Annotated in this window: 7 protein-coding genes; 5 read left to right on the top strand and 2 right to left on the bottom strand. The window is 66.0% G+C overall.

Annotated features, from left to right (window positions below; genetic code table 11):
* Positions 1–49 precede the first annotated feature (49 nt).
* A complete protein-coding gene (locus tag L5G33_RS11275; RefSeq protein ID WP_236998284.1) occupies positions 50–1,237 on the top strand; it encodes an acyl-CoA dehydrogenase family protein in 1,188 nt (395 codons plus the stop codon).
* 159 nt (positions 1,238–1,396) lie between these two features.
* Positions 1,397–1,792 carry a nuclear transport factor 2 family protein gene (locus L5G33_RS11270; protein WP_236998283.1) on the top strand — a complete coding sequence of 132 codons (396 nt, stop codon included), beginning with the start codon at positions 1,397–1,399 and terminating at the stop codon, positions 1,790–1,792.
* Here the strand turns inward: L5G33_RS11270 and L5G33_RS11265 are convergent.
* Complete coding sequence (locus L5G33_RS11265) at positions 1,789–2,964, bottom strand: MFS transporter (RefSeq protein ID WP_236998282.1); 1,176 nt, start codon at positions 2,962–2,964, stop codon at positions 1,789–1,791. The two genes, L5G33_RS11270 and L5G33_RS11265, sit on opposite strands and share 4 nt — an antisense overlap.
* A gap of 438 nt (positions 2,965–3,402) precedes the next feature.
* Here L5G33_RS11265 and L5G33_RS11260 point away from each other — a divergent pair, with 438 nt between their 5' ends.
* The gene (locus L5G33_RS11260) at positions 3,403–7,656 is read left to right on the top strand and encodes a non-ribosomal peptide synthetase (RefSeq protein ID WP_236998281.1); all 4,254 of its coding nucleotides are present in this window, start codon (positions 3,403–3,405) and stop codon (positions 7,654–7,656) included.
* Positions 7,657–7,667: 11 nt separating this feature from the next.
* Here the strand turns inward: L5G33_RS11260 and L5G33_RS11255 are convergent, their stop codons facing one another.
* Positions 7,668–8,345 (bottom strand): SDR family oxidoreductase, encoded by a 678-nt coding sequence (locus tag L5G33_RS11255; protein WP_236998280.1) that lies wholly within the window; start codon positions 8,343–8,345, stop codon positions 7,668–7,670.
* A 357-nt stretch (positions 8,346–8,702) separates the two neighbouring features.
* Here L5G33_RS11255 and L5G33_RS11250 point away from each other — a divergent pair, with 357 nt between their 5' ends.
* On the top strand, positions 8,703–10,367 hold the full coding sequence (locus tag L5G33_RS11250; RefSeq protein ID WP_372476893.1) for an NAD-dependent malic enzyme: 1,665 nt from the start codon (positions 8,703–8,705) through the stop codon (positions 10,365–10,367).
* The gene (fumC, locus tag L5G33_RS11245) at positions 10,364–11,800 is read left to right on the top strand and encodes a class II fumarate hydratase (RefSeq protein WP_236998278.1); all 1,437 of its coding nucleotides are present in this window, start codon (positions 10,364–10,366) and stop codon (positions 11,798–11,800) included. Before L5G33_RS11250 ends, fumC begins: the two co-directional genes overlap by 4 nt.
* Positions 11,801–11,898: the final 98 nt, after the last annotated feature.

Below are 11,898 nucleotides of genomic sequence, written 5' to 3'. Positions count from 1 at the left end.
CTGCGCGTAGCCGGTTGGCAAGCACCTTACTCAGTAGTAAGGTCAATGTATGGCAATCAACCTTGAGCTCCCGGAGAAGCTGAACTCCACGGTCGAGCGCGCCCGTCTCGCCGCCGAGCACATCTTTCGTCCCATCTCGCGCAAGTACGACAAAGCCGAGCACGAGTACCCGGTCGAGCTCGATGATCTGGGCAAGATGGCGAAACAGGCCCGTGGCGGCGACAAGGCCGCAGACTCCAGCAGCGACGGGGAGAGCACCGTCAACGGCGTAAACCTCCGTTCGGTGCTCAACGCACGCGAACTGAGCTGGGGCGACGTCGGATTCATGCTGTCGATCCCCTACCAGGGTCTGGGCAACGCGGCGATCGCCGCCGTCGCCAACGACGAGCAGCTCGAACGCTTCGCCGACGTATGGGCCGCCATGGCCATCACCGAACCCGGCTTCGGTTCCGACTCCGCCGCAGTCTCGACCACCGCAGTCCTCGACGGCGACGAGTACGTCATCAACGGCGAGAAGATCTTCGTGACTGCGGGTTCGCGAGCCGATCACGTCGTCGTCTGGGCGACCCTCGACAAGAGCGTCGGACGCGCCGCCATCAAGAGCTTCGTCGTCCCGATGTCCACCGAGGGCGTGACGGTCGCGCGCCTCGAGCACAAGCTGGGCATCAAGTCGTCCGACACCGCCGTCGTCCGCTTCGACAACGCTCGTGTGCGTGCGGACAACCTGCTCGGCACGCCGGAGATCAACGTCAAGAAGGGTTTCGGCGGCGTCATGCAGACGTTCGACAACACCCGTCCGGTCGTTGCCGCGATGGCTGTCGGACTCGGCCGCGCAGCCCTTGAGGAATTGCGCCGCATCATCGAGGAGGCCGGTCACGAGATCGACTATGACCGACCCGTCGCAGCTCAGCACGCTGCCGTCGCCGAGTTCATCCGCCTTGAGTCGGACTGGGAGGCATCGTGGATGCTGACCCTGCGTGCCGCGTGGATGGCCGACAACAAGCAACCGAACTCCGCAGAGGCGTCGATGTCGAAGGCGAAGGCCGGTCGCAGTGTCACCGAGCTGACGAACAAGGCCGTCGAGATCAGCGCTACCGCGGGATTCTCCGAGACCCAACTCCTCGAGAAGTGGGCGCGTGACTCGAAGATCCTCGACATTTTCGAAGGCACGCAGCAGATCCAGCAGCTGATCATCGCTCGTCGTGTCCTCGGTAAGAGCAGCGCCGACCTCAAGTGAGGACGGAATCCACCTTTTTCTGAGATCAGTACGCTCATCGCCCCGCAAGGGCATATCGCCCTCGGCGGCCGATGAGCGTACTGATCTCATTTCCGCTGTCGTGCCTCAGTGATCCCTGCTAGCGTGAACTAGAACACGTTCCAATTTCAGGGAGAACTCATGACTGCCGACCAGCAGGAAGTCGCATTGTCAGACACGATCGCCGCCGCCGTCCAGGCCTACATCGACGGCCTGACCTCGGGGACGGCGGAGCAGATCGTCGACCTGTACGCCGACGGGGCAACCGTCGAAGACCCAATCGGCGCTCCCCTGCGCACGACCCGCGATGAACTCCTCGAGTTCTACGGCATCATCACCGGAATGCCGCACCGCGAAGCGACTCTCGCCTGGACGAGGATCGCCGGCGACACCGCGGTCTTCGAGTTCACCCTCGTCACCGGCACGGACGACGCCAAGTTCAAGATCACCCCGGTCGACGTCATGGTCTTCGACGAGCACGGCAAAGTCGCATCCATGCGTGCGGTCTGGAACCCGACGGACCTCGAGCAGGTCTAACGCCGCCTGGTCCAGACGACGGTCGTCGCGACCGCGGCCGCAACCATGCCAGCCAGAATCACGAGCGTGAGGTCTGAGTGGGCGGCCGCGGCGAGCGCGCCGATGCCGAGCCCGATCTGCTGCGCCATGCCGAGACCCGCGGCGCGGTTGAGGGTCTCGTCGCCTCGACCAGCCAGTATGTGGCCGTTGACCAGTGGAAAGGCCACCCCGACGCCGAACCCGATCGGTACCGTCGCGACGATGATCGCCGTCGACGTGCCGGGCGCACCGGCCAGCGCAGCGCAGCCGACGGCGAGAGCGGCGAACGCACACACGAGGAGGCGTCGCACGCCCGGCGGCGTCGACGAACCGCGAGCGACGGTGATCGCGCCCGCCGCTGCCGCCGCGTTCAGGGGTAGGAAGCCGAGTCCAGCGGCGACCGGCGTCCACCCATGGTCCTGTTGAAGCGCGAAACTCACCGTGATCACCGAAGCGGCGAGGATCGCATTCGCCGCCACGATCGCCGCGTACCCGAACAGCCCGCCGTTCGTGGTCGACAGGCGCGCCGAGCGGAGCCCGACCCCCCGATCGGCTCGGGGCTGCGACGCTACGAGCCAGCCGATCGTGCACACGGTTGCCGCGACGCCCACCGCCCAGAAACACCACCGCCACGAGACGGTGGCGAGTGGCGCCGCGACCACAAGGGCGGCGATCGCCCCCGCGCCGGACACCGTCGAGAACACTGCGAAATCGCGTGCTCTGGTTGAGGCGTTCGCGGTGGCGAGGTGCAGTGCCGCCAGCACGCAGGTGGTGGTGACCGCTGCAGTCGCTCCTTGCATGGCACGAGCGGCAATCAGGCTCGCGGCCGTGGGTGTGAGGGCGCCCGCTGCCGCGCTGACAGCGAACGCAGACGCGGCCCATGGGAGCGCCCTCCGCGGATCGACTCGCCGCAAGGCGACGACGGTTCCGGGCAGCATCACCACGAAGGCGGCCGCGAACGGTGTGACCAGGAGGTGACGTGCTTGGTCGCCCAGGTCGAGGTCGCGCGCCACCGACGGCGCGAGGAGTGCGATGGCGGTCTCGTCGACGATTATCGTGAACTGCACCGCGGCCAGTACGAAGACCACGGGCAGTGTCGACTGCCGATACGCACCAGTCACCGACACCTCATCCGCCCGATCTGTCCAACTCATGCGAAGCGTCGCACATGTGCGGAAAGGTCGTGCGGCGGCACGTTAAGAACGTGACTCTCTGTCGCCGGGACGCGAATCCGATACCATTTGGATTACCCACAGAGATTGGCCGGTGAATCAGTAGAAGTCCGTCACGACACGGTGATACCGTCACCTTTTCGACACTGCCGTCGACGTCTTGACCACGAAAGCCCATTGCGTCCTTCTCTGTCAATGAATCGAGTCGAGTGATGAATGTCCTGAGTGTACTCACCAGCAGAGGAACCGTTCCGAACTCCTATTCAACGGCAATGTTCTGCGGACTTCTGAGCGAATTAGGGATAGATGGCGGATATGCGCGATATATCGATTCCGTGATCCTTTCGTCGTCAGCGGTATTCAACACTTTGTCGGCGTGATGACCGATCGGTCGGCCGCGGGCGTGCGGCATATCGGACGATGACCCGTATTCCACTCAACCGAGCCCAGCGCGCAATCTGGACGGCGCAACATCTGCTCGGCGACGACACCCCGATCGCCATCGCGCAGTGCTTGGAGATCCGAGGCGCGTTGGACCCGGACCTCCTGGTGACCGTCGTCGGCGAGGTGTCGGAGGCGCTCGGGGTGTCGACCACTCGGGTGTACGTCGACGGTGCGGAGCCGTACTTGAGCATCGAGGGCGGATCCGGAGTCGCCACCGAACGCGTCTGCGTTCGTGACGCCGACGATCCCGACACGGCGGCCGCCGAGGCGATGGCGCAGATGTCGACCGCTCCCCTGCCGCCCGACGGGCCGCTGATCCGGTACGCGCTCATCGAGGTCGGCCCGCGGAAGTGGATCTTCTACGCGAGAGCCCACCACCTGCTGATCGACGGGTACGGGTCGGGGCTGGTGATGCGACACGTCGCCCACCGCTATCGGCGAGCGCTCGGTCATCAGGTCGACGACGCGAAACTGCCCGAGCCGCAACCGATTACCGTGATCGTCGAGCAGGAGCGCGCATACCGGGACTCGGCCAGGCGCTTGCGCGACCGCGAACACTGGCGGGCGGTGATGGCGGCGGCACCCGAACCACTGCGGACCGGTGAGGACATCTCACCCATCTCCAACCGAACTCACCTTGCCGGAGCAGACCTGTCGTCCATGACGATTCAGCGACTGGGGGCGACGGCGGCTCGGGCCGCCGTCCCGACTGCCGCGGTACTGGTCGCAGCCGCTGGGGTCTGCCTGTCGCGGATCACCGACAGATCTGCGATCCCGTTCACGCTGGTCACGTCGACCAGAACCAGCGCCGCCGTTCGGGCGACAGCGGGAACCCTGTCGAATCTGCTTCCGGTGATCGTCGAGCACAGATCGGAGCTGCCGGTCGATCCTCACCTGAGGACGGTTGGACGTCTCCTCTCGGACGCGTTGCGGCACCAGCAGTATCGCTACGAGGACATGGTCGTCGACCGCGGCGGCATCGGTTCGGAGGTCGCCGGTCTCGTCCGACTTGGGCCGGTCCTCAATCTGGTCCCGTCCCCGCCCGGCATCTCCCTCGGGGATGGCATGACCTGCGACCTGCGTGTTCTCACGACAGGCCCGGTCAGCGACCTCAACATCAACGTCTACCCCGGCGGCGCGGACCGGTTGCGCGTCGAGATCGAAGTCAACGCGGACGTCCACCAACCGGCGTTCGCAGACGTGATCCTCGCCGGTGTGTTGGACGCAGTCGCCGCCCTGTGTGACGCGGCGGGAGACGACCCGATCGACAGCCTCTCGCCCGAAGCTCCGTCGTGGACACCGTGCACGCCCTCGGCGGGTGCGTCCGGGACCCTCGCCGACGGCTATCTGCGGGCCCGGGACTCCACTCGGGTCGCCGTCGTGGACGAGGAGGGCGGCTCGCACTCGTACCGGGAGACCGCCGACGCGGCGGCCGGACTCGCCGCCGAGCTGAGCTCGCGTGCCGAGCCCGGCGACGTGGTCGCCGTCATCTGTGAACGTTCGCTGCGCAGCGTCGTCGCTGCCTGGGCGGTGGCATCGGCGGGGATGTGCGTGCTCCCGATCGATCCGTCGCTGCCGGAGCCGCGTCGCCGGACCATGCTCGCCGCCGGTTCGCCTGCCGTGGTCGTCGGTCGTGGCAGCGGCTTCGACATCGACCTCGACGCGGTGAGCGCCGTCAGCGGGCCGACCCGTGTGCGGCGAGCATGCGCCTGTTCGCCCGCGTACCTGCTGTTCACGTCCGGGAGCACGGGGACCCCGAAAGGGATCTGGGTCTCGCACTCCGGCGTCGCCGATCTGACAGCCGAGATCGCGGCGTCGTACGAGGTCACGTCGGCGAGCGTCGTCGCGCATCTTGCGTCGCCGGGGTTCGACACCGCGATCGTCGAGATGCTCGCCGCAGCCCACGCCGGGGCCTCGCTCACCGTCGTGCCGGCACACATCCGTGGCGGCGTCGAACTGGCGCAGTGCCTTCGTGCCCGCGGTGTCACGCATCTGCTCGTCACACCCGCTGTTCTCGCGACGCTGCCCGAGGACGGCATGCCCGACCTCACGCACCTGATCGTCGGTGGCGACACGTGTCCCGCCCCGTTAATGCACCGGTGGGCTCGCAGGGCCACGATCCGATGCGCCTACGGGCCCACCGAGACCACCTGCAGCGTGATGCTCACCGATCCGGTTACTCCCGGCGGCACCGAGTCGAGGATCCCGCTGGGTCGGCCGATGAGCGGCGTCCGGCTCCAGGTGCTGAACCGACGTCTGCGCCCCGTTCCCCGTGGCGGCGAAGGCGAACTCTATGTGTGTGGGCCGAGTCTGGCGATCGGGATCGTCGGCCGGCCTGCCGCCACGGCGAGCCGCTTCGTCGCGTCGATCGACCGCGGTGGTGAACGCATGTACCGCACCGGTGATCGCGTGCGACGGGGCACCGACGATCAGATCTGGTTCATCGGTCGTGTCGACGACCAAGTGAAGATCCTCGGGGTGCGAATCGAGCTCGCCGAGATCGATCGCGCAGTGCTCGAGACGGGGATCGTATCGGCCAGTGCCACGATCGCACACGAGACTGAGCGAGGCCGTCGACTGCACACCTACGTCGTCGCGGCGGGCACGCGCGACGACATCGCTCGACGTGTCCGCGACGATGTCCGGACTCGACTGGGAACCGCGTACACGCCTGCGGGCGTCACCGTCGTCGACGAACTGCCGCTGACGGTCAACAACAAGCTCGACCGTGCGCGACTTCCGGCGCCGACGGCGGCGCCTAGGCGCGAGCACCGGCGGCCGACCGACACGTCGCAGCGAGCTGCCGTCGACGCGTTCGAGCACGCGTTGGGTGTCTCGGCGATCGGGCTCGACGACGACTTCTTCGACATGGGCGGCGACTCGCTGGCCGCGACCACGCTGGTCGCCCGGATCGCCGCCGTCCACCGTGTACGGATCGGTGTGCGCGAAGTCTTCACTCATCCGACACCGGGCGAGCTGGCCGAACTCGTCCGCTCGACAGGCCGCGTCGTTCCCGACGTCGCCGTGCACCTCGACACCGGTGGGGCAACCGTTCCGTTGGCACCGAGCCAACGCAACGTGTACCCCGCCCGGGACCGGATCGACCATCTCATCGCATTCGCGGTGACCGTTCCGTCGCCGATCCCCGTCTCCGTTGTCAGACGGGGCGTCGCCGCCCTCCTCGACACCCATCCGATGCTGCGCAGCCGGTTCGATGACAATGCGACCTTCGCCGTCGACCCGGTCTCCGATCCCGTCTGCTGGACGGTCGACGAGTTGGGCGGGTGCGACCGGGAGGGCCTGCAAACGTATCTGCACCGGCCGATCGACGTTGCACATCGGTACCCACTGCGCATCGGCGTCGGGACGGCGTCAGACCAGTCGACGGTGATCGCGGTCTGCCTCCACCATCTCGCGGCGGACGGGGAGTCTTTGCGAATCATACTGGCAGGGCTCCTCGGAGCGCCGGTAGCAGCGTCCGACGCCGCCGAGTATCGCGAGTATGCGCTGTCCCAGCAGACGAGCGCTCTCGAGCATCGTGCGGCCGACATCGAACATGCGGCGCGGTCGGCCGTATCGGCCGACCTCGCGCCCCGGCGTCCGGCCGTGTGGGATCGGCGGGGTGCGCGGGTGCGAGTTCCGCTCGGGAGGCCGGCCTGGGGCGAGGTCGAGGTAGTCGCCAGCGGGGCGCGCGTGACAGTGTTGACGGTGGTGCGTGCCGTACTGGCCCGCGTCCTCGCTCGACGGATCGGTACCGACACGGTTCCGATCGGCGCACTGCTCTCGGGTCGCGACGACGCGCGCTGGGCGAACGTGGTCGGCATGTTCGTCAATACCGTCAGCGTGCCGTGCCGCGTACGACCGACGGTGGCCGAGACGATCGTCGAGGTTCGTCGAGCCGAGGATGCGGCGTTCGCGCATGCCACGACCGCGTTCGCGGATGTCGTCGAAGCTCTCGGACCTGTCCCAACCGATCGTCATCCCTTGTTTCAAGTCATGTTGACCATGGACGATCACCCCGCGGCCGACTGGGACGGTGTGCAGGTGACACCCGTCCCCGTGGATATCGCGCACTGTGACCTGCACGTTTCCGTGATTGCGCCGCGCGGCGACGACTCCGGGGCCGTCGAGGTCCTCTACGCGGTCGCCCTCTTCGACGATCACGAGGTCCGCGACCTCGTGGCCGAACTGACGGCAGACCTGGCGGTCCTAAAGCTCACGCAGTCGTGAGGTCATCCACGTCAGCGGCCTGTCGGGCGCAGCACGACGTCGGTCGGGTGCGCGTCGGGCGGAGTCGCGATCGCGTGTGCGACGGTCGCGGCGACCGTCTCCGGCCTGAGAAAACGACCGGGGTCGTACGCGTCGCCCTCGCGGGCGACGATGTCGCGCTGCATGTCGGTGTCGATGCGCCCCGGAAAGATCGAGGTCACTCGCAGCGACGGCTCCTCGGCACGCAGCCCGTCGGCCAGCGCACGGAGGCCGAACTTGCTGGCGGCGTATGGCGTCCACCCAGGATTCACGCGCATGCCCGCACCCGAATTGACGAAGACGACGTGGCCCGCGGTCTCGCGGAGAGCGGGCAGCAGCAGCCGGGTGAGCTCGGCGGCGGCGACCAGATTCACATCGAGGACATGCCGCCACTCCTCGACCGGGGTGTCGGCGATGTTCTCGAGGCTGCTCGCGACACCCGCGCAGTGCACCAGAACGTCGAGTGACCCGATCGCCTCGACGGACGCCTCGAGTGCATCGGAGTCGGTGAGATCGACCGGGAGAGTCGACGATCCCTCCAATTCGATTGCGAGAGAGTCGAGTTCGGTACTGCCGCGTCCTCCGAGCAGGAGATCGTGGGTCGGTGCGAGAGCGCGTGCGATCTGCGCACCCACGCCTCGGCTGGCTCCGGTGATCAGTGCGGTCGACATGCCTTCAGCCTACGGGGCGCCCCGCGCCGAGAATCCGGCGAGAAACACCACCCGGACGCGAGCCTGCAGTCGTGGGGCTGGCGGATCCCGTTCCTGGTGAGCGCGCTACTGGCGGTGGTCGGCCAGTACATCCGGTCACCACACATCGGCGAGAGCTCTTCAGCTTCGCGTCAGGCGACTTTCACCCCGCTTGTCATCCATCTGGTGTAGCGAAAGTCACAGTTTGTGCCACGGTGGCCGGTAATCGTGACCGAATTACGGCGAATTGAGTTCTTGTCGTATACGTGCCCAAGCCTGGACTCTGAGGGCGGTCACATTTCGCTTCGATCTCGTGCCCGGCCTGCACCCCGTGTTCAGATCGAGGAGGAATCAATGCCCAGTAGCCCGACTGTCAGTACCGATCCACTGCGAAATCGAGGGACGGCGTTCACCGTTGACGAGCGTGCCCGCCTCGGTTTGGTCGGCCGACTGCCGTCCGCCGTGGAGACCCTCGACGAGCAGGCTGCGCGGTGTTACCGACAGATCAGCGGGTACGCCACCGACCTGCAGAAGTACACGTATCTCGATCAACTTCACGACCGCAACGAGGTGCTGTATTACAAGCTGATCGTCGACCATCTGGCGGAGATGCTGCCCATCGTCTACGACCCAACGATCGGCGATGCGATCAAGCAGTGGAGCAACGACTATCGCGATTCGCGGGCCGTCTACCTCTCCATCGACCGTCCCGACGATGTCCGGGCTTCGTTCGCCGGCCTCGGCCTCGGGCCTGATGACGTCGATCTCGTCGTGGTGTCCGACGCCCAAGAGATCCTCGGAATCGGTGACTGGGGCGTCAATGGGACAGACATCTCGATCGGCAAGCTCGCCGTGTACACGGCCGCCGCAGGTGTCGATCCTGCCCGGGTGGTCGCGGTGAATCTCGACGTGGGCACTGACAACGAGGTGCTGCTGAACAGTCCCGAATACTTGGGTAACCGGCATGCGCGGGTCACCGGCGAGAGGTACGACGACTTTATCGACCTCTACCTGAAGACCGCGTCCGAGCTATTCCCGAACGCACTGCTCCACTTCGAGGACTTCGGTCCCAGTAATGCGCGCCGCATCCTCGAGCAGAACCGGGATACCTACCGGATCTTCAACGACGACATGCAGGGCACGGGTGCGATCGTAATGTCGGCGGTCTTCTCGGCGCTCAAGGTCACGAAGGAGAGCTTCGCCGAGCAACGATTGCTGGTGTTCGGGGCGGGCACGGCGGGCACCGGCATGGCCGACCAGATCAGTGCCGCGATGATCCGTGACGGGCTGAGCGAGGATGAGGCCAAGTCACGTGTGTGGTTGGTCGACGTCGATGGCCTAGTCACTGATGACATGACCGGCCTGCCGAATTATCAGGCGGCCTACGCGCGTCCCGCGTCTGAAGTGGCCGATTGGGCACGCGCTGACGGACTGATCGATCTGCTCACCGCGGTGAGCGAGGTGAAGCCGACCATCCTCATCGGCACCTCGACGTTGCACAACGGCTTCCCCAAGGCGGTCGTCGAAGCCTTGGCGGCCGGCGTCGAACGCCCGATTCTGTTGCCGTTGTCGAACCCCACCGAGCGCATTGAGGTGATGCCCGCCGACGCGGTGTCGTGGACACAGGGACGTGCCTTAATCGCTACCGGAATCCCGGTCGACCCGGTGCACTACAACGGCGTTGACTACGACATCGGCCAGGCCAATAATGCCTTGCTGTATCCGGGTCTGGGTCTGGGAACAATTGTATCGGGCGCAACTCACGTCACCGACGGGATGCTGCTCGCCGCGGCGAAGGCAGTCGCCGACCAGGTGGACCCGACGGCGCTGGGGGCATCGTTGCTTCCGGCAGTGGACAACCTGCGCGCCTCATCCGCGACTGTGGCACTCGCGGTCGCCAAGCAAGCGATCGAGGAGGGTGTGTCCACCACGAACCACGACAACCTGGTGCAGGCAGTTGAAGACGCGATGTGGCAGCCGGTCTACCCGGAGATCGTGGAATGAGCGATGAGGCCGTGCCGGAGGTTCGGGACCTGGCGATTGGCATCGACGCGACCGGCACGCGTCACGAAACCGACTCGATGGGCGGCATCGACGTACCGGCCGACAAGTACTGGGGTGCGCAGACCCAGCGCTCGTTGCAGCACTTCTCGATCGGCAACGACAAGATGCCGCACGAGGTTTACCGTGCCTACGGCTACGTGAAGAAGGCTGCGGCCCTGGTGAACGGCGCCGCAGGGCGGCTGCCCGAGTGGAAGGCCGATCTCATCGCGCAGGTCGCTGACGAGGTGATCGGCGGCGAATTGGACGAGCACTTCCCGCTGTATGTCTGGCAGACGGGGTCGGGAACCCAGTCCAATATGAACGTCAACGAGGTGATCAGCAATCGTGCGATCCAACTCATCGGCGGGACCCTGGGATCCAAGGACCCGGTGCACCCGAACGATCACGTCAACCTCGGGCAGTCGTCTAACGATTCTTTCCCGACAGCGATGCACATCGCTGTCGTCAAAGAGATCAGCGAGCGGTTGCTTCCGGCCATGACCGACCTGCGGACGGCCTTCGTGACGAACTCCGATAAGTGGGGCGACGTGGTCAAGATCGGCCGCACACATCTGCAGGATGCGACACCGCTGACCGTCGGGCAGGAATGGTCGGGCTATGCGCGACAAATCGAGCAGGGCATCGAGCGCCTGCAATCGTCGATGGACGGTCTGTATGAACTCGCGTTGGGCGGAACCGCCGTCGGAACGGGACTGAATGCGCCGGAGAACTTTGACGTCGAGGCCGCCGCCGAGATCGCTGAGCTCACCGGGTATCCGTTCGTGACTGCCGAGAGCAAGTTCTCCGCCCAGGGCGGGCTGGACGCGATGGTCGGCGCGAGCGCGGGGTTACGAGCGTTGGCCGTGCCGCTGATGAAGATCGCCAACGACATCCGTTGGTTGGCGTCCGGGCCGAGGTGTGGTTTCGGCGAGCTGATCCTGCCGGCGAACGAGCCGGGCAGCTCGATCATGCCGGGCAAGGTCAATCCGACTCAGTGCGAGGCGATGGTGATGGTGTGCATTCAGGTGCTCAGTGAAGACACGTGTGTGGCCTTCGCTGGTTCGCAGGGCAATTTCGAGCTGAACGCCATGCGTCCGATCATCATCAACAACGTGCTTCACTCGGCGCGAATCCTCGGCGACGCCGCCGTGAAGCTGCGCGAGTACTGCATCGAAGGCACGCAATTGCACGAAGAACGAATAGCGGAGCTGTTGGACCAGTCCCTGATGCTCGTCACCGCACTGTCTCCGGTGATCGGGTACGACAAGGCCTCGGCGATCGCGCACAAAGCGAACGACGAGGGAACCACACTGCGCGAAGCCGCCCTAGCGACCGGGTACTTAGATGCGGCCACCTTCGACGACGTCGTGGATCCGCGCAAGATGGTCGGCTAGCCATCGCGCATGAGAAGGCCCCGGCCACTCCCGGACTCGCAACGAGTTCGCGGTGTGGTCGGGGCTGCGTCGACGAGGCGCCGTCGGCCGCCCCACTG

Origin of the sequence: Gordonia liuliyuniae (assembly GCF_021738805.1) — a bacterium.
Classification (GTDB): domain Bacteria; phylum Actinomycetota; class Actinomycetes; order Mycobacteriales; family Mycobacteriaceae; genus Gordonia; species Gordonia liuliyuniae.
The sequence above is the reverse complement of the archived record's forward strand: the minus strand, read 5'-3'. Positions and strand labels throughout refer to the sequence as shown.

Bases quoted from the DNA above. Each gene is read 5' to 3' on its own strand.
- L5G33_RS11275 (WP_236998284.1), top strand. From the start codon at position 50: ATGGCAATCAACCTTGAGCTCCCGGAGAAGCTGAACTCCACGGTCGAG.
- L5G33_RS11270 (WP_236998283.1), top strand. From the start codon at position 1,397: ATGACTGCCGACCAGCAGGAAGTCGCATTGTCAGACACGATCGCCGCC.
- L5G33_RS11265 (WP_236998282.1), bottom strand. From the start codon at position 2,964: ATGAGTTGGACAGATCGGGCGGATGAGGTGTCGGTGACTGGTGCGTAT.
- L5G33_RS11260 (WP_236998281.1), top strand. From the start codon at position 3,403: ATGACCCGTATTCCACTCAACCGAGCCCAGCGCGCAATCTGGACGGCG.
- L5G33_RS11255 (WP_236998280.1), bottom strand. From the start codon at position 8,345: ATGTCGACCGCACTGATCACCGGAGCCAGCCGAGGCGTGGGTGCGCAG.
- fumC (WP_236998278.1), top strand. From the start codon at position 10,364: ATGAGCGATGAGGCCGTGCCGGAGGTTCGGGACCTGGCGATTGGCATC.